Consider the following 21,750-nt stretch of genomic DNA (forward strand, 5'->3'; position numbering starts at 1 on the left):
GGACATCGCCTCAAAGACACCGATCAGAGGGAGGGGGCGATGTCGTTACAGGATGCTGAGGCGATAGACTTTGCCCCCGACTGGCCGGCGATCGTCGCCGTGGTTCTCGGTGTCACCGCGTTCTCCGTCGCGCAGGGCCTCACCTATCCGCTGATCTCGCTCTCGCTCGAAAGCCGCGGTGTTTCCGCCGGCGTGATCGGGCTCAATGCCATGGCCTTTGCCGCCGGACTCGGTGCGGCGACCCTGCTTCTTGGCCGGTTGACCCGGCTCGCCTCGGCCGACAGGCTGATCATCGCGAGCCTCATCGGCTGCTCCATCTGCCTTGCCACTCTTGCTTCCACCTCCGAACTCGCCATCTGGTTTGTCGCCCGCTTTGCGCTCGGTTTCTTCGTGAGCCTGGTGTTCATGCTCGGCGAAGCCTGGCTGAACACCGCCTGCCCGGACCGGCTGCGCGGCCGCGTCTCCGGCCTTTACGGCGCCGGCATGTGCGGCGGATTTGCTGCCGGCCCGCTTGCAATTCCGTTGCTCGGAACCAGCGGCGGCCTCGGCTTTGCGCTTCTGGCCATCTATATCGCGCTCGTCGCCTTCCTCACCGGGCTTCTGACCATGGGCGCGCGCACGCGGCCCGAGCCCTCGTCGACGCGCGACCTCTTTTCCTTTTTCAAGAAGGCGCCGATCCTGATCCTGATGGTGCTGATGTTCGGCTTCGCCGATATCGCGGCGATCTCGGCGATGCCCGTCTACTTCGTCAAGACCGGACACAGCCAGGCGTTTGCGGCCCTCAGTGTCACCGCGCTCGCCATACCGACGGCGCTCGCGCAGCCCTTCATCGGCGTGCTGCTCGATCGGCTGCCGCGGCGAAGAGTGGCCGTCTCGGCAGCGGCGGTCGCCGCCACGGGCTACCTGCTTGTGCCTTTCCTTTCGTCCGACGTCGCATTGCTTTTGACGTTCGCCTTCATCGGCGCGGCCAGCTTCGCGCTCTATACGGCGGCGCTCACCATGCTCGGGGAAGAATACCGCGGCAGCATGCTCGTCGCCGGCAGCGCCGCTTTCTCGCTTGCCTATGCCGCCGGCAGTGCCGCCGGATCCGGCGCAACCGGCGCCTTGATGAATTTCATCACCCCCGTCGCCGGCCCGATCGGCGTCGGTGTCGTGCTCGTGATCTTCACGCTGGTTTTCGCCGCGGCCGGCCGCCGTTCTTCCTAGGGCTTCCTTTGTGCGTTCGTATGAACGCACGCCGCTCTAGCGGCAAAGCCGCGCAAGCGCCTCGCCAAAGACGCGGGCGGCAGGCCCGAGCGGCTCGTCGATGCGGTGGATCAGGTAGGCTTCGGCGCCAACCTGGCTGTTGCGCCCGAGTGCTGCCGTCGGCATGCGCACCAGCCTTCCTTCGTCGAGGTCCCGTTCAACCTGCCAGAAAGGCAAGCGACCCCAACCCAGGCCCGAGCGGATCATCGCGTGTTTGGTGTCCTGGCTGTTGACGCGGCAGGTCTGCGGCGACAGCACGCCGAAATCACGCCCCGTGGTTCGCTGCGACGGATCGGACAGGACGATCTGCAGATGGTCGGCAAGCTCGGCGTTCTCAAGTGCGCCACCGCCGGCACGCCGGCCCAGCGGGTGATGTGCTGCGACGACCGCCACGATCCCGACGGTGGTCAGTGCCCGGCGCGCGATGGCCGGGTCGCGAAAATCCTCGCCCACGGTGATACCCAAGGTAAACCGCCGCTCGACGAGACCGTCAAGCGGCCCGCCGAGCGGCGCGACCGCAAGCCGGATCGAGACATTGGGATAGGTGCTGCGCATGTCCGTCAGTGCCGCGCCGATGGCCTCCACCGGAAACAGCGTGTCGACGATCAGCGAGAGTTCGAGCTCGATACCCTCACCGAGTCCACGCGCGCGGGCGCGCATCGCATCGACACGCAACAGGATGTCGCGGGCGTTTGCGAGCAACGCCTGCCCTTCCGGAGTCAGCACAGGCCTGTGGCCCGAGCGATCGAACAGGGCGACGCCAAGCTGCGCTTCCAGATTGGCGATGGCATGGCTGACGGCAGACTGCACCCGCGAGAGCCTGGCCGCGCCGCCGCGGAAACTACCGCTTTCGCCAACGGTCACGAACGTGCGCATCTGGTCAAGTGTCAGGGCATCCAACATGATCGATTCCGTAGATCAGATTGATGAAATTTATATCACTCCAACAGATCGGAAAAAGCACCCATCTTTTCTGTGACCCGCAATCTACAAGCAGAAAGAAAATGAGATGACCAAGGTGCTCGTCCTCTACTATTCCTCCTACGGCCACATCGAGACCATGGCCAAGGCGGTCGCCGAAGGTGCCCGCGCAGCCGGCGCCAGCGTCGCCCTCAGGCGCGTTCCGGAAATCGTGCCCGAAGCCGTCGCCGTCAGGGCCGGTTACAAGCGCGATCAGGAGGCGCCAATCGCGACGGTCGCTGAGCTGCCCGACTATGACGCGATCATCATCGGTACGCCGACGCGGTTCGGCAACATGGCGGCCCAGATGAAGAACTTTCTCGACCAGGCGGGCGGCCTGTGGGCCCGCGATGCGCTCGTCGGGCGCATCGGCAGCGTCTTCACCTCGACCGGCAGCCAGCACGGTGGCCAGGAAACGACCATCGTCGCCACCCACACGGTGCTCCTGCATCTCGGCATGGTGATCACTGGCCTTCCCTACAGCTTCAAGGGCCAGATGCGCATGGACGAAATCACCGGCGGATCGCCTTATGGCGCATCGACGCTGGCCGATGACGGCAACGGCGGCGACCGCCAGCCGAGCCAGAACGAGCTCGAGGGCGCGCGCTTTCAGGGCCGTCACGTCGCGGAACTGGCGGCAGCACTGGTCGCCGGGCGCGCGCGGGTGATGGAGACCGCGTGATGAATGCCGCAAGCGCGCCGGTCCGGCACAGGACCGATTGGGTTGGCGTTACGGCTGTCGTTATCGCCGGCATCGTCGCCGCGATGCAGGTCGGCAAGGGGCTGATTGCCGGCCCCATGCTGCAGGCCGACCTCGGCATCGATCTGGCGACGCTCGGCTGGGTCACCTCCGTCTTTGCCGTCGTCGGTGTCGTCGGCGGCATGCCAGCAGGTGCGATCGTCGCAGCCATCGGCGATCGCCGCTTGCTTGGGGTCGGGATGGCGATGCTTGCGCTCGGCAGCTTCCTGGGCGCGGCAAGCCAGACCTTCACCCTGCTTCTGCTTTCACGCATCATCGAGGGCTTCGGTTTCCTGCTCGTCGTCGTGGCCGGGCCGGCCATTCTGATGCGGCTCGTCGCCGCCGACCGGCGCGATCTCGTCTTTGCCCTGTGGAGCTGCTTCATGCCGGCCGGCATGGCGACCGCCATGCTGACCGGCCCGCTCTTTCCCAGCTGGCATGCGATCTGGTGGAGCAACGGGCTGATCACGCTCGCAAGCCTGCTGTCGATCGTCGTTTCAGTGTCTGCGCCTCGTGCAATGCTGCAGGTCGTCGGCAGTTTGCGAGACGACGTGAAGGAAACACTTGCGAGCGCCGGGCCGATCCTCATCTTCGTGATGTTCTCGCTCTACAGCCTGATGACCTTCACGCTTTTCAGCTTCCTGCCGATCCTTCTGGTCGAGCGCCTGCATCTCTCGCTCGGGACAGTCGGGGTTCTTGGCGCGATCATCACGCTGGTCAATGTGATCGGCAATCTGACAGCCGGTCATCTGCTGTCGCACGGCTTTGCGCGCGGCCGGGTCGTGGCGACCGCCGCGGTGCTGATGGGTGTCTTCGGGCTATGGATCTTCCTCGGCCAGTCGGGCGGGCACCTGATGCTCGCGCTCTGCATCCTGTTTTCGGCGATCGGCGGCATGATCCCCGCAACGCTGATCTCGACGGTTCCGATCCTCTCGCCCCGTCCGGCCCTTGCACCGTTGGCGATGGGGCTTTTGATGCAGGGCAGCAATCTGGGACAGCTCGTCGGTCCCGTTGCGGTCGGGACCGCGATCGAGCGTTACGGCTGGTCCTCCGGCGCCGCATTTATAGGCACCGGCGCCCTGATCTTCATTGTGCTTTCAGCAACACTCGAACGAAGGCTGCGAACCAAAGCGCAGCAGCCCTGAAGCCACCGGTCGAACGATGCGGCAAAGAAAAACCCACCGGCTTGCCACCGGTGGGTTCGGTATTCAAGGCGACCGTGCCTGCGATCAGACGAACTGGCTGAGGCCCGGAACAGAGGCGACGACTTCGTCGACGACGTCGGCGCCAGCCTTTTCCTTGGCAAATGCAATGGTTTCCTTGGCAAGGCCGGTGATTTCGCCCATGCCGAGGCCCTGGCTCATCAGCTGCTGGCCGAGTGCCATGACGCCGCCGCCGCCGATGGCCGACATCAGGCCGCCGAGCAGGCCGCCGCCACCCGACCCTTCGCCATTGTACTGGGCGATGAGGTCGGAGGCGCCCGGGATCGCTTCGATCATCTGCGCAACCGGACCGTCAGCGGCTTCGCGCTGCAGGAAGCCGAGAATCATGCCGACAGCCTTTTCGGCCGTCGCCGGCTCGATGCCGACATTCTCAGCGACGCGCGTGACCAGTTCATTCATGGAAAAACTCCCTCACTTGGATTTTTGACGTTGACGTCAAGGTAAATGATCATATCGGCGATGACAAGCTGCGAACGGCCCGACGACACCGGTTTTGCTCGTCCGTTTTTGGCCTTGGCGCCACCATCGGAACACTAAGGCTTCACCGCGCCAAGTTGATGGCAAGGCAGCGGATGGCCCGCGATATCCGCGTCACCTTTCCGGTTGCAGGCTGACACAGTCTTGTTGCCGGGCGCAAGCGCACCACCTATAACATAGAGCCAGCCACATTTCGATGACGGGCACTTGCGGGGAACCGCGAACCGCCCGCTTTCATTGATAAAACGGAGATGAAGCCCACATGTTGGAAGAAGGCAAGCTCTTTATCGGCGCCAGCCGCAAGCCTGATGATTCGATCAACAAGGGCGAGTACCTGGAGCTCAAATTCGGCAACCGCCATGGCCTGATCACCGGCGCGACTGGTACCGGCAAGACCATCACCTTGCAGATTCTCGCCGAAGGCTTTGCCAATGCCGGCGTTCCGGTTTTCTGTGCCGACGTCAAGGGTGATCTCTCCGGCATCGGCGCGATCGGCGAGCCCAAGGACTTCATCACCAAGCGCGCCGAACAGATCGGCCTGCCAACCAATCCCTACGAGTTCCAGGAATTCCCGGTGATCTTCTGGGACCTCTATGGCGAAAAGGGCCACCGCGTCCGCACAACCATGTCCGAGATGGGCCCCCTGCTCCTGTCACGGCTGATGAATGCGACGGACGCGCAGGAAGGCGTGCTCAACATCGCCTTCAAGATTGCCGATCAGGGTGGGTTGCCGCTGCTCGACCTGAAAGACCTGCAGGCGCTGCTCAACTACATGGGTGAGAATGCCAGCGCGCTTTCCAACCAGTACGGCTTCATTTCCAAGGCGTCGGTCGGCTCGATCCAGCGCGAGCTCCTGATCCTCGAACAGCAGGGCGCCCAGCATTTCTTCGGCGAGCCGGCGCTGAAGATCTCCGACATCATGCGCACGACCAATGACGGGCGTGGCGCGATTTCGGTTCTCGCCGCCGACAAGCTGATGATGAACCCGCGCCTCTATGCCACCTTCCTGCTCTGGCTGCTTTCGGAACTGTTCGAGGAGCTGCCTGAGGTCGGCGACCCGGACAAGCCGAAGCTGGTGTTCTTCTTCGACGAGGCGCATCTGCTCTTCAACGACGCGCCGAAGGCGCTGATCGAGCGCGTCGAGCAGGTGGTGCGCCTCATCCGCTCCAAGGGTGTGGGCGTCTACTTCGTCACCCAGAACCCGCTCGACGTGCCGGACACGGTGCTTGGCCAGCTCGGCAACCGCGTGCAGCATGCGCTGCGTGCCTATACCCCGCGCGACCAGAAGGCGGTGAAGACGGCCGCCGACACCTTCCGCCCGAACCCTGAATTCGACTGCGCCACCGTGATCACCAATCTCGGCACCGGCGAGGCGCTGGTCTCCACGCTCGAAGGCAAGGGTGCACCCTCGATGGTCGAGCGCACGCTCGTGCGCCCGCCGCAGTCGCGCGTCGGCCCGTTGACCGAAGCCGAGCGGCAGAAGGTCATGGATGTCAGCCCGGTGCGCGGCCTTTACGATGAGGATTTCGACCGCGAGTCGGCCTATGAAATGCTCACCGCCCGCGCCAAGAAGGCGGCCGATGCGCAGGCCGAGGCCGAACAACAGACGACCCAGGCCAATACCGGCGGCAGCGGCTGGACATTGCCCGGCTTCGGCGATGATGAGCCGGCGGCCCCGGCGGGCAAGCAGGCCCGCCCGCGCAGTTCCGGCTATCAGCGCGAGACAGTCGTCGAAGCGGCGATGAAATCGGTCGCAAGAACCGTCGCCACCCAGGTCGGCAGAGCGCTGGTGCGCGGCATCCTCGGCAGCCTCAGCCGCCGATAATCGATGTGACCTGCGACAAAGCAGGTCGGACATTCACGCGCGCTCCGGTTACGATCGGGGCGCGTCTTCATTTAGAAAGGAACATCATCGTGGACGTAAAGGACTCGAACGGCGCCATCCTTGCGGATGGCGACAACGTCACCCTGATCAAGGATCTGAAGGTCAAGGGAACATCGACAACGCTGAAGCGCGGGACTGTTGTCAAGGGCATTCGCCTGACCGACAACCCCGACGAAGTCGAGTGCCGGGTCGAAAAGATCAAGGGGCTGGTGCTGCGCACCGAATTCCTGAAAAAGGCTTGACGCAGAGACGCAGATGGGTCGGCGTCAATGGCGCGTTTTGCTCGCTGGTGACAAGCTGCCTGGCAGCGCGCCCCGCGTCAGACCGGAGCGGCTTACCGAAACATAATCCTCGACCAGTTCCAGGAGGCCGAGCGCGATCTCGTCGCAATGCCACCCCAACCGCTCGGCGAGATCGGTCAGCAGGTCGAATTCTTCACGGATCGCAAACTGGCATTCGAGGTCGCGCTTCGCGCGCGCGCCTCTGGGTCTGATGGTTTTCGGTGCAGCGATCATTCGAGTGTTCTCCTGCCCCTAAAACGCCGAGAGCGTCGACGCGGTTCCAGACAGGCCAAACTCTCATGCGCGACAGATCGCGAATGCGGCCCCCTCTTTCAACGCAAAAGCCCGGCGGAAACATCCGCCGGGCTTTTGCCGTTTCAGGTGCGGCTGCCTCAGGCGACCGTCAGCTTGACGTCGATGTTGCCCTTAGTCGCATGGCTGTAGGGGCAAACGATGTGGGCCTTCTGGACCAGGTCTTCGAGAACGGCCTTGTCAACGCCCGGCGAGGAGATCTGCAGGGCCGCGTCGATACCAAAGCCGGTGCCATCCTCGCGCGGGCCGATGCCGACGGTTCCCGTCACGGTCGTGTCTTCCGGAAGCTTTACCTTTTCCTTGCCGGCGACGAACTTCAGCGCGCCGAGGAAGCAGGCCGAATAGCCGGCAGCAAAGAGTTGCTCGGGATTGGTGCCGCGTGCGCCGTCGCCGCCGAGTTCCTTCGGCACGGTGAGGGTCACATCGAGGACGCCATCGGCGCTCTTGGCCTGGCCAGCGCGGCCGCCGGTTGCGGAAGCAGTGGTGCGATAAAGAATGGGCATTGGCGTTCTCCTTTACGGTTTGCAATGGGATGCGAAGTTAGATAGCGCAAAATTCAATTGTACGCAAATTAATTTTGCAAATTGCATTTTCCGCTGCTTTGCGCGAGAATGCGGGGATGGCGAACAAGACAGCACAACTTCCCGACCTCCCGGAGGAGGCACTGGCGCTCGGCAAGCAGCTGTGTTTTGCCGTCTATTCGGCGGCGCACGCCTTCAACCGCGCTTACAAGCCACTGCTCGATCGTTTCGGCCTCACCTATCCGCAATATCTCGTGCTGCTGGCGCTCTGGCAACAGGACGAAATGACCGTCAAGCGCATCGGCGAGGAGATCGGACTGGATTCAGGAACCCTGTCGCCGCTGTTGAAGCGGCTGGAGGCGGCAGGTTATGTCGGGCGACAACGGGATCCGGGCGACGAGCGGCAGGTGATCGTGCGGCTGACGGAAAAGGGCCTGAAGCTGAAGAACGAAGCCTTCGGCATTCTCGCGGACATCGGCAAGGCATCGGGTTGCAGCCTGGAAGAGGCGGGAGAAATCCGCGAGACGCTGCATCAATTGACGCGTCAGCTGAGCTCCGGACACGGAGACTGATCGCGACGTACGAAGACGCCACGCGGGACGGACCCTGCCGTTCCGTGATCAGATGACAAGGATCGGCGCCTTGCCGCGCACGCGATCGTAAAGATCCATCACATCCTGGTTGAGCATACGCACGCAGCCCGACGACACGGCCTTGCCGATCGACTTCCATTCCGGCGTGCCGTGCACGCGATAAAGCGTGTCCTGGCCGTTCTGGAAAATGTAGAGCGCGCGCGAGCCCAATGGATTGTTGAGTCCCGGCGCCATGCCGCCGTTGCTTGCCGCATAGGGTTTCAACTGCGGCTGGCGGGCGACCATGCTGTCGGGCGGGGTCCAGCGCGGCCATTTTTGTTTCCACTGGATCACGCCTCGACCGGACCATGCGAACCCTTCCCGACCGAGGCCGACCCCATATCGCAGCGCCCGGCCTCCCGGCTGGATCAGATAGAGATAGCGGTCGCCGGTATCGACGACGATCGTGCCGGGCTGTTCGCCGAAGGGATCGCTGACTTCCTGGCGATAGAAGCGGGCGTCGATCTGGCGGTAGGGGATTTCCGGGACCTGATAGCCGCCGTCACTGACGCTGGCATAGATGTCCGAAACGTAGAGGCCCTGCGGCGGCAGCCCGGTCGGCAGCGGCCCCTCCCCGATCGCCCTGTCATAGACGCCCTCGCCACGCGGATCGGCGAAACGGCCCTCGAGGGCAGGATTGCGATAGACCGGCGCCGTCTCATAACGAAAGACGTCCGTGTTCATCGACGAGGTGCAGCTTGCAAGACCGGCAGAGGCGAGCGCCACCCCGGAGGTGCGAAGAAACTGGCGGCGGGAAAAAAGGACTGAAGAGGACATCGAACTCTGGGGGCTTGAGTGCGGCTTGAGGAGTGCTGCATGAATTTGCTTAACGAAATGCTACGCACAGCCCCCACGGATCGGGGCGATGCTTGCATTTACGGCTGGAACGAAGCTTGCGCCGCGGGCTTCGAAGGCTCAAACGCTGTGGATTGCGAACCGCGGCTGACGCATCAATGCCTCGAAATCCGGTGCGGACAGCGGCCGGCTGAAGAAGTAACCCTGAATCTCGTCGCAGCCGCTTTGCCGCAGGAATTCCACCTGGGCCTGCGTTTCCACACCTTCGGCAATGACCCGCAGCCCGAGGTTCTGCGCCAGCGAGATGATCGCGGCGGTAATGGCCTTGTCATCGAGATCGGCCGGGATATCGGCGACGAAGGAGCGGTCGATCTTCAGTCGGCGCACCGGGAAACGCTTGAGCGCGCTCAGACTTGAATAGCCGGTGCCGAAATCGTCGATCGCCAAATGCACCCCGATCGTCTGCAGTTCGTGCATGGTCGCGATGGCACCTGGAACATCCTGCATGATCAGGCTCTCGGTCAGCTCCAGTTCAAGGCAGGAGGGGTCAAGCTCCGTTTCGGCCAGAATCTGTGCGACATGGCCAGCCCAGTTGCGCTCGCGGAACTGACGCGCCGATACGTTGACGCTGACAATCATCGACGGCATGCCGCTATCCTGCCAGGCTCTCGCCTGGCGACAGGCGGCGCGAAGCACCCAATCGCCGATCGGCACGATCAGCCCGGTTTCCTCGGCCAGCGGAATGAAGTCTGCCGGCGAGATCGTGCCTCGCTCCGGATGGTGCCAGCGCAACAACGCCTCGGCCGCAAAGACGCGGCCCGTGGCAAGGTTCATCTGAGGCTGAAACTGCAGGAAAAACTCCTCCCGGGCGAGTGCGCTGCGCAACTCTTCCTGCTGCCGCAGCTTCTCATGCGCCTTGGCGGCCATTTCCTCGGTGAAAACCTGCAGATTGTTGCGGCCGAGTTCCTTGGCGCGATACATCGCCATATCGGCATTGGCGAGCAGTTCGCCGACCGTGCTGCCTTGATTGGGGAAACAGGCGACACCCATGCTGCAGGTGACCTGGAGGCTGCGCCCCTCGATCTGCATGGGCGCTGCGACCGCCCGGCGGATGTCCTCCAGCCGCGCAAGCACGATGTCACGCTCGCACGGAAGCCCATTCAGGAGCAGGATGAACTCATCCCCACCCACCCGCACGACCATGTCGGACTTGCGCACCGAGGCCCGCATGCGCGCGGCGGTGACCTTCAGCAACTCGTCGCCGGCGGCATGGCCAAGCGTGTCGTTGACCAGCTTGAAATTGTCGAGGTCAAGGAAGGCAAGCACGGCCCATTGGCCAGTGCCACGCAACACTTCGAGGGCCTCGGCGACCTGCTCTTCAAACAGGGCCCGGTTCGGCAGGCCCGTCAGCGCGTCGTGGTGCGCCATGAAGCTGATGCGATCTTCCGCCTGCTTGCGCTCGATGGCGATACCGGCGAGATGCGCCGCCATCGCGATCAGCTCCTTCTGCCCGTCGTCGGGCACGCAGACAGAGCCGGAATAGAGCGCGAAGGTACCAAGCACCTTGCGCTCGCGCGAATGGATCGGCGTCGACCAGCAGGAGCGGAAGCCATAGGGGCGCACGAGCTCGCGGTAGTCGTCCCAGAGCGGATCGACCAGAATGTCCGAGACGATCACCTGTTCGCCCAGCCAGGCGGCGGTCCCGCACGACCCCATTTTGGGGCCGATCTCGACGCCGTGGATCGTCTGGCAATAGCTTTCTTCCAGACTTGGCGCTGCACCGTGGAAGAGATAGCGGCCGTCGGCCGACAAAAGCAGCACCGAGCCCTTGATCCCAGGCATCAGCGCCTCGATCAGCAGGATCATGTCGCGAAAGAACTCGTCGAGCGGCCGCCCCTTGGCGATCATCTCAAGCAGGCGGGCCTGGCCTTCGAGCAGGCGCTCGGCCGCCTTGCGATCGGAAATATCGCGCGACACGCCGACGACGCCGACGATCTTGCCGCGCTTGTTGCGCAGCGGCACCTTCGAGGTCATCAGCCAGCGATCGCGGCCTTTGCTGACGATCGCGCGCTCCTCGATGCCGAAGATCGGCTCGCCGGTCTCGATCACGCGCCGCTCGATGTCGGCGATCGCCTTGGCCATCTGCGGCGGGTGGAGATCGAAATCGGTCTTGCCGACGATGTCCTTCAGCGCCTCAAGCCCGTTGTCGGCAACGGTCACCTGGTTGGCAATGAGAAACCGCCCCTCGACATCCTTGGCATAGATGTAGTCGGGCACGTGATTGATCATCGTTTCCAACCAGTAGTGGCGGTCTGCGATGTCTGGCTCGCTCGGAAAGATCCGCGCCACCTCCTCCGCCAGCCGGGTGCTGGCCGCAATCAGGCGCCGTGTGTCCTCGTTGCCGCCGGCGTTCAAGGCAGCGTATCGTGGATTGCGGGACGTGTTCTTCGCCAAGCAAGGCCTCCCGACGCGCTTCGCCGCGTCGCTGGTCGATCTTTCCCCACTTCACGTTAGACGAGCAAGAGTTAGCCCTTCCTAAATAACTTGTAGAAAAATCGTGCAGAGGTTGCAATCGCCAAGTTTCAAGAGCCCAAAGATGGGGGCGGACCGGCCACCCCCATCTGTTTCTTCAGGAGAGGCGCCGGCGCGCCTGGGGAACGAGCATCAGCAGTTGGTCGGCAACCACCATGACGACGATCGCAAGTCCGGTCAGCGGAAAGGCAAGCCCGAACAGGATCGCCATCAGCCACAGGCCGGCATAGACGCTGCGTTTCGGCGGCATCGGCGGTACGCCGATGCGTCCAGTCGGACGGCGCTTCCACCACATGACGACGGCCGAAACCGAAACGAGCACGATGGCGATGCAGGCAGACAGCATCAGCAGCTGGTTGAAGCGTCCCCACTCCTGCCCCTTGTGCACGTTGATACTCCATTCGATCGCCTTTCCAAGCGCCGGATAGTCGCCGAAGGCGATATCGACGAGCGGCTTGCCGGAGTACTGGTCGATATGGATGGTGCGCTCCCGCGCCAGATCGGCCGGAAAGATCGCGGCCGTATAGACGCCGCTCTCATCCGACGGGATCGCGAGCTCGTAGCCCGGCAGCATGCCGGCGGCATCGGCAATCTCGACCGCGCGATCGACGCCGATGGCGCCGCTTGAGGCTTCAAGGTCCGATGTCGGAACCGGGGCGTTCTCCATCAGCCAGTTGGCCTTGGGCAGGACGTCCGTCGAAACCTTAGTCGACGTCGGAACGTCATCCCAAAGCTGGACCGGATAGCCGAGCCCCATTGTCGTCAGCTTGCCGTTGACGGAAGCGCCCCAGTAGCCGGACCACAGGAGGCCGGAAAAGGCTAGAAAGACGATCAGTACGCCTGCGCCGATGCCGGTAACGGCATGAAGATCACGCCAGAAGACACGTCGCTTCGGCGTGCCGCGCACGGTCAGCACGCCACCGGCCTGCTGGCGCGGCCACCAGAGATAGATCCCTGTAAAGACAAGCAGGATCGCAAAACCCGCGGCGATCTCGATGATCGTCTCGACGGACTTGCCGAAGTAGTCGAGGCTGTGCAGGTCTTCGACCACCTGGTTGAACTCCTCCGACGGCGCGATGCGGTCAAGGATGGCGCCGGTGTAGGGATCGACGAAGACCAGCATGCGGGCCTTGCCGATGCCAACCGTCACACGCGCGGAGCGATCCGCATCGGCCGGCGTGCGGTAGGAGACGGCGGCGCTGCCGGGCACCGACTCCACGGCGGTGGCGACGATTGCCGACGGCGACATCCGTTCGGCAGCAACGGGCACAATATTGCGATAGGCAAAGACGGTATCGTCGATCTCGTCGTTGAAGAGATAGAGCCCGCCAGTCACGGCAAGGCTGATCATGAAGGGAATGACCAGCAGGCCGGCGAAGAAGTGCCAGCGCCAGATGGCGCGATAGAGCGAGATGCCGCGCTCTGCGGCAACCGGCGGCACGGCGGCGCCGGTAAAGGATGCGGTTGTCATGGTTTTCTCCGGGGAAGACCGCACTGCGCGCGACTTCGCCTCTTGAGGGTCTGGACGGCTCCCGATCGGGAAACCGTCAAGCGGACATCAGGCGGAGAAGGCTGGTGGCGGCGCCCTGGGCCCGGCACCGGTCAAGAGAACGGAGCGGACGAGCACAAGCTCGCGGGATTGAAGACACGACAGCACTGCAGATGTTCGTGGCGGGGCGGAGACCCGATAGGCGGTCGGCAGGGCGCCCGGCGCAACCAGGCAGCAGGACTGGCATCCGTGGCATTTCGTGCCGCCTTTGCCATCCGCATCACCGTGGTCGCTGAGGCAGAGGTCCGCAAGCGTGCCGTCTGGAAGCACGTAGGCGGCCATGTCCGGCGCGACCGGCATGGCAGCGGCAGGCTGCTGAACGAGCGCCGACACGACAAGAACCAGCGCGCAGAGCATGCGCGCCGCCAGATCCGTCAAGCGATCTCCCAGAAACCGTCGTGCCAAATATGCCCCCGATATCGAGGCCAACAGCTAAAGTCCGCCGACGACAAAGGCAAGCGGGCAATGCGCCGCACGCCCCATCAAAACATTTCATGCGTGATATCAGCGTCACCGGCTTTCACCCAAGCGCGCACTCGCCTAGGACGAACACACGGCAACGACGGGAGGAGTTCGACATGCTGACGATCTATGGGGTCTATCGCTCGCGCGCATCGCGCAATTACTGGATGGCGCGGGAGCTGGGTATCCCGTTCAAATCCGTGCCCGTCGTCCAGGCGCGCCGGGTTGCCGATCCGCTTGCCGCCGACGCGCCGATCAACACGAAATCGCCGGCATTTCTCGCGGTCAACCCGATGGGGCTCATTCCGGCGATCGAGGACGACGGCGTGGTGCTGACGGAATCGCTTGCCAACAACCTCTACCTCGCGCGCAAGTATGGCGGCCCGCTTTCGCCCGCCGATATCGCCGAGGAAGGCCTGATGGGCAACTGGACCATGTGGGCGGCGACCGAGGTCGAACCGCACGCCGTCCAGATCATCCTCACCTACGACTATGGCGCGGAAGAAACCGAGGATGGCAAGGCGACGATCAGCCGATGCGCCAAGGCGCTCGACAAGGTCTTCGCCCACTTGAGCGGCCATCTTGAGGGGCGGGACTATCTCGTCGGCGACCGCTTCACCGTGGCCGACCTCAACCTTGCGGAGGTCTTCCGCTACGCCATGAGCCAGACGCAGCTTTTCGAGAAATATCCCCGCGTCGCCGCCTGGCTCGCCCGCTGCCATCAGCGGCCGGCCTTCAAGGAGATGATGGACACGCGCCTGGCGGAATCGGCCGAGTAGACCGGCTGGAGCTATCACGGCCGCACAGGAACGTCAGTTCATCGTCGCCGCGTTGTATTTCACACGCGGCGCCTTGACGTCGAGCAGCCGCATCCCCTCCTCCACCTCGTCCCGGACCCAGCGCTTGAAGGCGGCGGCGGCCTTGCTTTCGCGCCGGGACGGAGAACTGACGAAGTAATGGCCATACCCGGTTGTGGCGCGCACGCCGAAAGGCACGACCAGGCTGCCCTGGGTGACGGCGAAACCGGCGAGCGTCTGCCAGGCGAGCATTACCCCCTGACCGGAAATCGCCGCGTCGAGCACCAGCGACGCTTCGTTGAACGTATGGCGCACGCTCATTTCGGCGCCCGACAGGCCCACCTCGCGCAGCCACACCTCCCAGCTGAACATCGAATGGCCGTCGATGACGGCGGGCAGTTTTAGAATATCTGCAGGCTTGCGCAGACCTTCCGCCATCGCCGGCGAGCAGACCGGGAAAACCTCCTGCTGCAACAGCGGCTCTGATCTGACGCCCGCCCACGCCCCGGTCCCGACCCTTATGCCGACGTCGACGTCGGACGTATCGAGATTGACGAGCTTCGTCGTCGCGTCGATGCGCAGGCGAATGTCCGGATGGCGCTCGGCGAAGCGGTTCAACCGGTAGACCAGCCATCGTGCGGCAAAGACCGGCGCCACCGAGATCGTCAGCACCGACTCGTCACGACGACGGGCCGAGGACACCGCTTCCGCCAGTTCAGAAAAAGCGTTGGTGAGCCGCACAAGAAAGCGCTGGCCGAAATCGGTTGGCGCCAGGCCTCGTGGCGTGCGCTCGAACAGCACGCGGCCAAGCTGGGCCTCGGCCTTTGAGATCTGCTGGCTGACAGCGCCCGGTGTCACGCCAAGCTCTTCGGCGGCAGCCGCCAGGGAACCCAGTCGACCGGCGGCCTCGACTGCGCGCAACCCGTTGAGATGGACGGAACTCAGGTCTCTCATATAGTTTTCCTAAACCCTATCGGCGCCATTCTCAATTGAAAAGAACACGGGACAGGCAGATCATCCAGGCATCGAAAGGATGGTCCGCCATGTTGAAGTTTCTTTCGGCACTGACCTCACTCAAGACCCCGGAAAACCGGAAGTCCGATACGACAGTCGAATGGGTGCACGATCCGCTGCAGCATCCGGATCTCGAGCGTATGGACGAACGCGCGCTCGGCGACCTGCCGTTTCCCGGCTGGCCCTGGCCACGCGTGGCCGAGTGCCGCGATGGCCTGCAGCAAGGCGGCCGCTGACGGCCAGTTGTAATGTGTTATGCTTCCTCGATGGGCGAGGACCTTGACCTTAATTTCGCGCGCGTCGTCAAACTGGCGAAAGCCGCCGGCCTGCCCGAGATTTCCGTCGGAACCTCCTACGGCACGCCGGCACTCCTGGTGAAGGACAAGAGCTTCGCGCGCATGAAGGATGACGAGACCCTCGTTGTCATGTGCGCGCTTGACGAAAAGGACATGCTGCTGGAGCTCGACCCCGGCCTCTATTTTGAGACCGACCACTACCGGGGCTGGCCGGCCATGCTTGTCCGGCTTTCGGCGATCGACGACCAGAGCCTCACCGGGCGGCTGGTCGCCGCCTGGCGGGAGAAAGCACCGAAGAAATTGGCAGCGAGCTTCGTCGGCTGAGACCGGCGATGTGGCGCCCCGGCGTCGGACGCCTCTTAACCGCGGCTCTGGCGCTTCAGGTTCCCTGTCCGCCGGCCTTGTAGATCAGGCAGGCCTTGCCATTGACCTGCTTCACTTCCTTCAGTTCGACGGCATGGCGCCGGGCGATCGTATCGAACAAAGCCTTGCCGTTTCCCACCACCAGCGGGTGAATGGTGAGACGCAGCTCATCGATCAGCCCCGCATCCAACAGGCTTGAGACCGTTCGCGCGCCGCCGACCACGTAGATCGTCCGGCCCGGCGCGTGACGCAATCGCTCGATCTCTGCGCTGTCGCGGACAATGCGGCTGTTGGCCCACTGAACCTTGTCCAGGCTTTTCGACAAAACATAATGCGGTGTGCCGAGTGCAAAGTCCGCATATTCGATCTCCTCCGGCGTCGGCTTCTGACCGGTGAGTTCGAGCGGCGCATGCGGATCGCGCCTGATGGCGCTCCAGTATTGCTCATAGCCCGGATACATGCCGCTTCCGAGAACGCAGGCATCGATCTCGGGCAGAAGGTCGAAGGTATCCGACCAGGAATCGACCCAATCGGCGTATCCGTCCGGTCCATCGATCATCCCGTCGATGGACATCTGCATGCCGGCAACAGTCTTGCGCATGGTCGTCTCCTTGTTGGGTCTTCAACAAGGACGTGCTGCTGGCCGGTCTCCCGACACGGTGCACGGAAGAATTTTGCTCAAGCCTGCCCGCATGATCGGAATGCGCCGCTCTTCCAATTGTCGCCCGAGGGCGATACCGGTGAGTGCTACAAGCCGGACAGGTACTCTTCGATGATCGTTCGCGACCGCCCCAGCCTCCTGAAACTGTTCTTCATCCTGCGCGGCTCGGTCATCCAGCGGATTTTTCCGCAGGTCTTGTTCGTCTTTGCGCTCTCCGCCCTCGTCGTCTGGGCGCACCGGATCGCTCCCGGCCTGGTACCAAGCGTCAACAGCGGCCCCTTCGCGCTGCTCGGGATTGCGCTCTCGGTGTTTCTCGGCTTCCGCAACAATGCCTGCTACGATCGCTGGTGGGAGGCGCGCAAGGACTGGGGGCAACTGATCTTCACCGCGCGCGATCTCGCACGACAGACGCTCGTCCTGCTTTCGCCGGGCGACGCTTCGGGGATCAAATCACGGCAGCGGCTGCTCAATGTCGCGATCGCCTTTGCTCACGCCCTCGTCTTCCACCTTCGCCCGGGCGGCAACATGGCAAGGGTGCTCGCGCGACTGCCTGCCGATCTCGCTCCGGGCTACCAGGGGAGCCGCAACGGACCGGATTTTCTCCTGCGCGAAATCGGCCGGGACCTCGCCGGCTTGCGCGCGGCCGGCGCGATCAGCGACGTGCAATGGGTGCTGCTCGATGGAACCGCCGGAAAGATGTCGGCGATGCTGGCCGCCTGCGAGCGCATCCGCAATACGCCCGTTCCTTTTGGCTATACGCTGCTCCTGCACCGCACAGCCTATCTCTTCTGCTTCCTGCTGCCCTTCGGATTTGCCGACGCGCTCGGCTGGGCGACGCCCTTCGTCACGGCGCTCGTCGCCTATACCTTCTTTGGCCTCGACGCGCTCGGCGACGAACTGGAGGAGCCGTTCGGCGTGCTGCCGAACGACCTTCCGATTGTTGCCCTTGCCGAGATCATCGAGATCAACCTGCGCGAGGCGCTCGGCGAAACCGACCTTCCGCCGCTACCACAGCCGAAAGACTACATTCTGATGTAGGCGACGTGCGTCCTATCCCTTCAGCGCCGCAAGCACCCGGGCGACGGCCGGCCGCTGCGTCATGCGATTGCGATGATCGAGCACCTTCGGGAAGCGCGTGGGATCGACGCCATCGGGCTCGAGCCAGCCGGCCATTGTGAAGAGATAGGGATCAGCAATCGAATAGCTTTCGCCGGCAACGAAAGGGCCTTCGAACATCGTGTTCTCGATCAGTTCGAAGCAGGCCGCCATGTTGGAAGCGACCTTTGCCTTCATCGCCTCGTGGGCGGCCGGATCGTCAGCCCAGCGCGCGCCACGGCGTCCATGGGCATGCGCCACATGCACCGTCGAGCCGATGTAACTCAGGAACGACTGGATGCGAGCGAAGGCGAAGGCGTCGCCAGCCGGCGCGAGTTTCGCCTCCGGAAAGGACTGGGCGACATAGGTGAGGATCGCCGGCGTTTCGGTAATGATGCCGCGGTCGGTGACGAGCGCCGGCACCCGGCCTTTCGGGTTGACCGCGAGATAGTCGGGCTTCGTCTGCTCGGCCGTGGAGAAATCGACGCGACGCGCCTCGTAGGCGGTGCCCGTCTCTTCCAGCGCGATATGCGCGGCCAATGAACAGGTTCCCGGTGCGTAGAACAGTTTCAACACGTCAAGCTCTCCTTTGCGGTCCTATCTGCGCCCGATCGCGGGTGACCACGCCTCGATCTGGGTTTGCGGGCGAGCAGCGCAAACCTGGCCGAACGACCGTCTCGACTGTTCGATTCTAACACCAGCCCGCCGCACACGGCGCGCAGAAGAAATGAACTTCGCGCCGTTGACAAGGCAGACACGGCTTCAATACAACGTGATTGTTACGTTATAACATTTTTGGAGTTGCTTATGAACAAGCTTGTTTCTCCCCTGCTTGCCGCAGGCCTGTTGATTGCCACGGCCGCCCCTGCCTTTTCGCATGGTGCCTGGATTGCCGAACGCTGGGGTGCGCTCGCCGTCGTCTATGGCCACGGCCCGGCGGACGAGGCCTATGATCCGGCAAAGGTGAAATCTGTCTCGGCGCTCGGCGAAGACGGCAAAGCGCTGCCGGTAACGGTCGAGGCGGCAAAGGACCACGCCACCCTGAAACTCGACGGCGAGCCGGCGCTCGTCGCGCTCGAATTCGACAACGGCTTCTGGAGCGAAGGCGCTGACGGCAAATGGGTGAACAAGCCGAAGAACGAGGTGCCCGGCGCAAAGCAGGCCAGCCACTCGATCAAATACAGCATCGCGCTCGTGCACGCCCATGGTGACCTGCCGGCGTTTCCTGCCCAGCCGCTGCAGATCGTGCCGCTCGACAACCCGATCGGCCTGAAGCCGGGCGAAAAATTTCGCGTCCGCCTGCTGCTTGACGGCAAACCGCTCGAAGGCAAGGAAATCACCCTCGACTATGCCGGACTGCCCGAGCTCGTCTCGGAAAAAACGGACGCGAATGGCGAGGCCGAAGTGACGCTGCGCAATGCCGGCGTCAACATTCTTGCCGTTAGCCACGCCATCCCGCTCGAAGGCAATGAAGCCGCCGATAAGAAGGGCCTGACGGCGACGCTCACCTTCGTCGCCGAGCCGCACGTGCACGAATAGGCATTCCTGACGCGCCTAAGGGTCCGTGGCCCGGCAGATCGCCTGCCGGGCCCATTCCATCAAGCAACCAGCGCCTCACCGCAGCCCGGCACGTCCTCGAGACGGTAGTAGACCGGAATGCCGCGTTCGCGGGCGATGCGCACATCGTTGTCGGCGCCCTTGCTGTCGCCTGGTAGGCGCAGCACCGCTTCGCAAAGCGCCAGCAGGCGACCGGCCACCGGATGGAAGATTTCTTCGTAAAGGTCGTCGCCGACCCGCTGGCCACCGGCCGCATGCCAGACCGGCAACGCCACCCACTCCCCGATCATCGGCACGTGTCCTGCCTTGAACAGGACATGGGACGGCTCCTCCAGACGCTTGAGATTGGCGGCCATCTTGACCGGATCATCACCGGTTCCGGAGCGATAGGGTCCAGCGATCAAAATCAGCATCATTTTCTCCATATTTTCGCGCGAAATATCCAGATCATTCTGGAATATTCATGATAATTCGTGCAATATCGTGAAGAGTCAAGGAGACAAACATGCTTACGACACAGAGGCGGGCGTTGATATCGGCGCGACTTTCACGCGACGGCGAGATCGTCGCCAAACGCCTGGCGGACGAACTGGACCTGTCGGAGGACACGATCCGGCGCGACCTACGCGAGATGGCGGCGGAGGGATTGTTGCAGCGTGTGCACGGCGGAGCGCTGCCGCTGGTGCCGCCGCTGCCGAATTTCGCTGCGCGCCAAGCGATCGGCAGCGACGTCAAGCGCCGCCTCGGGCAAAGGGCCGCAGCGATGATCGGTGCCGGCCAGACGATCTTTCTCGATGGCGGCACCAGCAATGCGGAGATTGCACGGGCACTGCCACGCGAGAAGAAGCTGACCGTCGTCACCCACAGCCCGACGATTGCCGCCGAACTCGAGCGGCATGAAGCCGAGGTGATCCTGATCGGCGGCCGGCTCTACAAACATTCGATGGTTTCAACGGGAGCGGCGGCACTGGCGGCAATCGCCGGCATTCGCGTCGACCTGTTTTTCCTCGGCGTTACCGCCATTCACCCGGCTCACGGCGTTTCCACCGGCGATTTCGAGGAGGCGGCCGTCAAGCGCGCGATCCTTGCGCAGGCCGCCGACACCTATGTGCTGGCGACGGCAGAGAAATTCGGCGCCGTCTCGCCGCACCACGTGGCCGGCATCGCCGATCTCGCCGGCTTCATCGTTCCGGATGAGGTCAAGGACGAGGTGCTTGCGCCCTTTGATGGCACGAACGTCACAATGATCGGCGCCTGATGGCGCCGACCTGTCCGCCGACCGCAATTGCGACCGGTATAGGCGTCGCCGCGGGGCTCAGACGGCGAAGGCGTCGGTCACCCTGACGTCGCCGACATGGATGCCGTTCCAGTTGTGCATGGCATGGTTGGCCTGCGCCATCAGCGCCGCATGCAGGTCCGGCTCTTCGGGGAAGAAGCGGGCAAGCGTTGCTGCCACCATGGCTTCCGCAGCGCGGGTGGTGCCGTCCTCGCATTTCAGCGCAATCGCGATGCCCTTTTCCGGGATGGCGGCGCAGAAGACGCCTTCGGCACCGGTCTTGGCGAAGATGCGTCCCGGAGCCGTCTTCATCAGTCGGGTGCAGGCCCGCTTGGTGCCGGCCACGTAGAAGGGCTCGGCCATGCAGGCTTCGATCAGCCGCCGGGCGCCACGGGCACGCTCCGGTTCGAGCCCCACGCCGGTCGCCATCTTCGCGAAGCCGTGCGCCAGGCCCTTCAGCGGCACGGCATAGGTCGGGATCGAGCAACCGTCGACACCGCAATTGTCGGCCGCAAGGATCGCCCCCGTCAGGCTTTCCATGGTGCCGCGGATTTCCCGCTGCAGCGGATGCTCGTAGCCGACATAGCCCTTCACCTCGGTGCCCGAATGGCGACAGGCGCAGATGAAGCCGGAGTGTTTGCCGGAGCAATTGTTGTGCAGGGCTGTCGGCGTCTCAAGGCTGCGCGCCTGCCCGATCAGGATCTTCTGGTCCGACGACCAGTGGGCGCCGCATTCGAGCGCCGAGAGGTCGAGGCCGGCCGCAGCCAGCATCTTTTCCGCAAGCTCCACGTGTTCCGGTTCGCCCGAGTGAGAGGAGCAGGCAAGCGCCAGTTCCGTGTTGCCGAAGCCATAGGCGTCGGCCGCACCGCTCTCCATCAGCGGCAGCCCCTGCATCGCCTTGCAGGCCGAGCGCGGGAAGACGGCAGCGTCGGTTTCGCCGAGCGAAAAGACGGTGCGGCCGTCACCGTCGACAGCGATGACGATGCCGCGATGACGGCTTTCGACCAGATTTCCCCGGGTGACTTCGACGAGAACGGGATTCGACATGCCTTGCCCTCAAATTTCCGAAATTGCTCCG

General features: G+C 63.6%; 25 protein-coding genes. 12 read left to right on the top strand and 13 right to left on the bottom strand.

Annotated features, from left to right (window positions below; translation table 11 throughout):
- Positions 1–39: 39 nt before the first annotated feature.
- The gene (locus VGO12_RS19070) at positions 40–1,206 is read left to right on the top strand and encodes an MFS transporter (RefSeq protein WP_327514322.1); all 1,167 of its coding nucleotides are present in this window, start codon (positions 40–42) and stop codon (positions 1,204–1,206) included.
- Positions 1,207–1,242: 36 nt separating this feature from the next.
- Here the strand turns inward: VGO12_RS19070 and VGO12_RS19075 are convergent, their stop codons facing one another.
- Positions 1,243–2,148, bottom strand: a complete 906-nt coding sequence (locus VGO12_RS19075) for a LysR family transcriptional regulator (RefSeq protein ID WP_327514323.1) — start codon at positions 2,146–2,148, stop codon at positions 1,243–1,245.
- A gap of 106 nt (positions 2,149–2,254) precedes the next feature.
- On the opposite strand from VGO12_RS19075, the gene wrbA reads away from it, so the two are divergent.
- Both wrbA and VGO12_RS19085 read left to right on the top strand, forming a co-directional pair.
- Positions 2,255–2,887, top strand: coding sequence for an NAD(P)H:quinone oxidoreductase (gene wrbA / locus VGO12_RS19080; protein ID WP_327514324.1), 633 nt, complete (start codon positions 2,255–2,257; stop codon positions 2,885–2,887).
- Positions 2,887–4,089 carry a CynX/NimT family MFS transporter gene (locus VGO12_RS19085; protein ID WP_327514325.1) on the top strand — a complete coding sequence of 401 codons (1,203 nt, stop codon included), beginning with the start codon at positions 2,887–2,889 and terminating at the stop codon, positions 4,087–4,089. Before wrbA ends, VGO12_RS19085 begins: the two co-directional genes overlap by 1 nt.
- An 84-nt stretch (positions 4,090–4,173) precedes the next feature.
- On the opposite strand, the gene VGO12_RS19090 is transcribed toward VGO12_RS19085, so the two are convergent.
- Complete coding sequence (locus VGO12_RS19090) at positions 4,174–4,566, bottom strand: hypothetical protein (protein WP_327514326.1); 393 nt, start codon at positions 4,564–4,566, stop codon at positions 4,174–4,176.
- Between the two features lie 340 nt (positions 4,567–4,906).
- Here VGO12_RS19090 and VGO12_RS19095 point away from each other — a divergent pair, with 340 nt between their 5' ends.
- Positions 4,907–6,469, top strand: a complete 1,563-nt coding sequence (locus VGO12_RS19095; protein WP_327514327.1) for a helicase HerA-like C-terminal domain-containing protein — start codon at positions 4,907–4,909, stop codon at positions 6,467–6,469.
- An 89-nt stretch (positions 6,470–6,558) separates the two neighbouring features.
- Entirely contained in the window at positions 6,559–6,771 is a 213-nt protein-coding gene (locus tag VGO12_RS19100) for an alkylphosphonate utilization protein (RefSeq protein WP_327514328.1), read from the top strand.
- A 24-nt stretch (positions 6,772–6,795) separates the two neighbouring features.
- Here VGO12_RS19100 and VGO12_RS19105 read toward each other — a convergent pair whose 3' ends face one another.
- Positions 6,796–7,044 (bottom strand): hypothetical protein, encoded by a 249-nt coding sequence (locus VGO12_RS19105; RefSeq protein ID WP_327514329.1) that lies wholly within the window; start codon positions 7,042–7,044, stop codon positions 6,796–6,798.
- Between the two features lie 158 nt (positions 7,045–7,202).
- The gene (locus VGO12_RS19110; RefSeq protein ID WP_104667730.1) at positions 7,203–7,625 is read right to left on the bottom strand and encodes an organic hydroperoxide resistance protein; all 423 of its coding nucleotides are present in this window, start codon (positions 7,623–7,625) and stop codon (positions 7,203–7,205) included.
- 116 nt (positions 7,626–7,741) lie between these two features.
- Here VGO12_RS19110 and VGO12_RS19115 point away from each other — a divergent pair, with 116 nt between their 5' ends.
- Positions 7,742–8,215: a MarR family transcriptional regulator gene (locus tag VGO12_RS19115; RefSeq protein ID WP_327514330.1), complete on the top strand. Its 474-nt coding sequence runs from the start codon at positions 7,742–7,744 to the stop codon at positions 8,213–8,215.
- A 48-nt stretch (positions 8,216–8,263) separates the two neighbouring features.
- Here the strand turns inward: VGO12_RS19115 and VGO12_RS19120 are convergent, their stop codons facing one another.
- From VGO12_RS19120 to VGO12_RS19135, 4 genes are all read right to left on the bottom strand, one after another.
- A complete protein-coding gene (locus tag VGO12_RS19120; protein WP_327514331.1) occupies positions 8,264–9,052 on the bottom strand; it encodes a L,D-transpeptidase family protein in 789 nt (262 codons plus the stop codon).
- Positions 9,053–9,190: 138 nt separating this feature from the next.
- The gene (locus tag VGO12_RS19125; RefSeq protein WP_327514332.1) at positions 9,191–11,524 is read right to left on the bottom strand and encodes a putative bifunctional diguanylate cyclase/phosphodiesterase; all 2,334 of its coding nucleotides are present in this window, start codon (positions 11,522–11,524) and stop codon (positions 9,191–9,193) included.
- A gap of 175 nt (positions 11,525–11,699) precedes the next feature.
- Positions 11,700–13,073, bottom strand: coding sequence for a PepSY domain-containing protein (locus VGO12_RS19130; protein ID WP_327514333.1), 1,374 nt, complete (start codon positions 13,071–13,073; stop codon positions 11,700–11,702).
- An 87-nt stretch (positions 13,074–13,160) separates the two neighbouring features.
- The gene (locus VGO12_RS19135) at positions 13,161–13,529 is read right to left on the bottom strand and encodes a hypothetical protein (RefSeq protein ID WP_327514334.1); all 369 of its coding nucleotides are present in this window, start codon (positions 13,527–13,529) and stop codon (positions 13,161–13,163) included.
- 200 nt (positions 13,530–13,729) lie between these two features.
- Between VGO12_RS19135 and VGO12_RS19140 the strand changes: the two genes are divergently transcribed.
- Complete coding sequence (locus VGO12_RS19140) at positions 13,730–14,392, top strand: glutathione S-transferase family protein (RefSeq protein ID WP_327514335.1); 663 nt, start codon at positions 13,730–13,732, stop codon at positions 14,390–14,392.
- A gap of 33 nt (positions 14,393–14,425) precedes the next feature.
- Here the strand turns inward: VGO12_RS19140 and VGO12_RS19145 are convergent, their stop codons facing one another.
- The gene (locus VGO12_RS19145) at positions 14,426–15,364 is read right to left on the bottom strand and encodes a LysR substrate-binding domain-containing protein (RefSeq protein ID WP_327514336.1); all 939 of its coding nucleotides are present in this window, start codon (positions 15,362–15,364) and stop codon (positions 14,426–14,428) included.
- Between the two features lie 89 nt (positions 15,365–15,453).
- Here VGO12_RS19145 and VGO12_RS19150 point away from each other — a divergent pair, with 89 nt between their 5' ends.
- Both VGO12_RS19150 and VGO12_RS19155 read left to right on the top strand, forming a co-directional pair.
- Positions 15,454–15,660: a hypothetical protein gene (locus VGO12_RS19150; protein WP_327514337.1), complete on the top strand. Its 207-nt coding sequence runs from the start codon at positions 15,454–15,456 to the stop codon at positions 15,658–15,660.
- Between the two features lie 12 nt (positions 15,661–15,672).
- Positions 15,673–16,044, top strand: a complete 372-nt coding sequence (locus VGO12_RS19155) for an MmcQ/YjbR family DNA-binding protein (protein ID WP_414650749.1) — start codon at positions 15,673–15,675, stop codon at positions 16,042–16,044.
- Positions 16,045–16,099: 55 nt separating this feature from the next.
- Here the strand turns inward: VGO12_RS19155 and VGO12_RS19160 are convergent, their stop codons facing one another.
- Positions 16,100–16,684 (bottom strand): dihydrofolate reductase family protein, encoded by a 585-nt coding sequence (locus tag VGO12_RS19160; RefSeq protein ID WP_327514338.1) that lies wholly within the window; start codon positions 16,682–16,684, stop codon positions 16,100–16,102.
- 171 nt (positions 16,685–16,855) lie between these two features.
- On the opposite strand from VGO12_RS19160, the gene VGO12_RS19165 reads away from it, so the two are divergent.
- Positions 16,856–17,782, top strand: coding sequence for a bestrophin family protein (locus tag VGO12_RS19165; RefSeq protein ID WP_327514339.1), 927 nt, complete (start codon positions 16,856–16,858; stop codon positions 17,780–17,782).
- A 12-nt stretch (positions 17,783–17,794) separates the two neighbouring features.
- Here VGO12_RS19165 and VGO12_RS19170 read toward each other — a convergent pair whose 3' ends face one another.
- Positions 17,795–18,415, bottom strand: coding sequence for a glutathione S-transferase family protein (locus VGO12_RS19170; protein WP_327514340.1), 621 nt, complete (start codon positions 18,413–18,415; stop codon positions 17,795–17,797).
- A 231-nt stretch (positions 18,416–18,646) separates the two neighbouring features.
- On the opposite strand from VGO12_RS19170, the gene VGO12_RS19175 reads away from it, so the two are divergent.
- Positions 18,647–19,378, top strand: coding sequence for a DUF4198 domain-containing protein (locus VGO12_RS19175; RefSeq protein WP_327514341.1), 732 nt, complete (start codon positions 18,647–18,649; stop codon positions 19,376–19,378).
- 59 nt (positions 19,379–19,437) lie between these two features.
- Here VGO12_RS19175 and VGO12_RS19180 read toward each other — a convergent pair whose 3' ends face one another.
- Positions 19,438–19,809: a DUF4406 domain-containing protein gene (locus VGO12_RS19180; protein ID WP_327514342.1), complete on the bottom strand. Its 372-nt coding sequence runs from the start codon at positions 19,807–19,809 to the stop codon at positions 19,438–19,440.
- A 92-nt stretch (positions 19,810–19,901) separates the two neighbouring features.
- On the opposite strand from VGO12_RS19180, the gene VGO12_RS19185 reads away from it, so the two are divergent.
- Positions 19,902–20,654: a DeoR/GlpR family DNA-binding transcription regulator gene (locus VGO12_RS19185; RefSeq protein WP_327514343.1), complete on the top strand. Its 753-nt coding sequence runs from the start codon at positions 19,902–19,904 to the stop codon at positions 20,652–20,654.
- Positions 20,655–20,711: 57 nt separating this feature from the next.
- Here the strand turns inward: VGO12_RS19185 and VGO12_RS19190 are convergent, their stop codons facing one another.
- Positions 20,712–21,719 carry an asparaginase gene (locus VGO12_RS19190; protein WP_327514344.1) on the bottom strand — a complete coding sequence of 336 codons (1,008 nt, stop codon included), beginning with the start codon at positions 21,717–21,719 and terminating at the stop codon, positions 20,712–20,714.
- Between the last annotated feature and the right edge of the window lie 31 nt (positions 21,720–21,750).

Source organism: Ensifer sp. (assembly GCF_035999135.1).
Lineage (GTDB): Bacteria > Pseudomonadota > Alphaproteobacteria > Rhizobiales > Rhizobiaceae > Ensifer.

What these genes read in the sequence shown, in the direction of transcription:
- VGO12_RS19070 (WP_327514322.1), top strand. Translation starts at nt 40, where the DNA reads ATGTCGTTACAGGATGCTGAGGCGATAGACTTTGCCCCCGACTGGCCG.
- VGO12_RS19075 (WP_327514323.1), bottom strand. Translation starts at nt 2,148, where the DNA reads ATGTTGGATGCCCTGACACTTGACCAGATGCGCACGTTCGTGACCGTT.
- wrbA (WP_327514324.1), top strand. Translation starts at nt 2,255, where the DNA reads ATGACCAAGGTGCTCGTCCTCTACTATTCCTCCTACGGCCACATCGAG.
- VGO12_RS19085 (WP_327514325.1), top strand. Translation starts at nt 2,887, where the DNA reads ATGAATGCCGCAAGCGCGCCGGTCCGGCACAGGACCGATTGGGTTGGC.
- VGO12_RS19090 (WP_327514326.1), bottom strand. Translation starts at nt 4,566, where the DNA reads ATGAATGAACTGGTCACGCGCGTCGCTGAGAATGTCGGCATCGAGCCG.
- VGO12_RS19095 (WP_327514327.1), top strand. Translation starts at nt 4,907, where the DNA reads ATGTTGGAAGAAGGCAAGCTCTTTATCGGCGCCAGCCGCAAGCCTGAT.
- VGO12_RS19105 (WP_327514329.1), bottom strand. Translation starts at nt 7,044, where the DNA reads ATGATCGCTGCACCGAAAACCATCAGACCCAGAGGCGCGCGCGCGAAG.
- VGO12_RS19110 (WP_104667730.1), bottom strand. Translation starts at nt 7,625, where the DNA reads ATGCCCATTCTTTATCGCACCACTGCTTCCGCAACCGGCGGCCGCGCT.
- VGO12_RS19115 (WP_327514330.1), top strand. Translation starts at nt 7,742, where the DNA reads ATGGCGAACAAGACAGCACAACTTCCCGACCTCCCGGAGGAGGCACTG.
- VGO12_RS19120 (WP_327514331.1), bottom strand. Translation starts at nt 9,052, where the DNA reads ATGTCCTCTTCAGTCCTTTTTTCCCGCCGCCAGTTTCTTCGCACCTCC.
- VGO12_RS19130 (WP_327514333.1), bottom strand. Translation starts at nt 13,073, where the DNA reads ATGACAACCGCATCCTTTACCGGCGCCGCCGTGCCGCCGGTTGCCGCA.
- VGO12_RS19140 (WP_327514335.1), top strand. Translation starts at nt 13,730, where the DNA reads ATGCTGACGATCTATGGGGTCTATCGCTCGCGCGCATCGCGCAATTAC.
- VGO12_RS19145 (WP_327514336.1), bottom strand. Translation starts at nt 15,364, where the DNA reads ATGAGAGACCTGAGTTCCGTCCATCTCAACGGGTTGCGCGCAGTCGAG.
- VGO12_RS19150 (WP_327514337.1), top strand. Translation starts at nt 15,454, where the DNA reads ATGTTGAAGTTTCTTTCGGCACTGACCTCACTCAAGACCCCGGAAAAC.
- VGO12_RS19155 (WP_414650749.1), top strand. Translation starts at nt 15,673, where the DNA reads ATGTGTTATGCTTCCTCGATGGGCGAGGACCTTGACCTTAATTTCGCG.
- VGO12_RS19160 (WP_327514338.1), bottom strand. Translation starts at nt 16,684, where the DNA reads ATGCGCAAGACTGTTGCCGGCATGCAGATGTCCATCGACGGGATGATC.
- VGO12_RS19165 (WP_327514339.1), top strand. Translation starts at nt 16,856, where the DNA reads ATGATCGTTCGCGACCGCCCCAGCCTCCTGAAACTGTTCTTCATCCTG.
- VGO12_RS19175 (WP_327514341.1), top strand. Translation starts at nt 18,647, where the DNA reads ATGAACAAGCTTGTTTCTCCCCTGCTTGCCGCAGGCCTGTTGATTGCC.
- VGO12_RS19180 (WP_327514342.1), bottom strand. Translation starts at nt 19,809, where the DNA reads ATGCTGATTTTGATCGCTGGACCCTATCGCTCCGGAACCGGTGATGAT.
- VGO12_RS19185 (WP_327514343.1), top strand. Translation starts at nt 19,902, where the DNA reads ATGCTTACGACACAGAGGCGGGCGTTGATATCGGCGCGACTTTCACGC.
- VGO12_RS19190 (WP_327514344.1), bottom strand. Translation starts at nt 21,719, where the DNA reads ATGTCGAATCCCGTTCTCGTCGAAGTCACCCGGGGAAATCTGGTCGAA.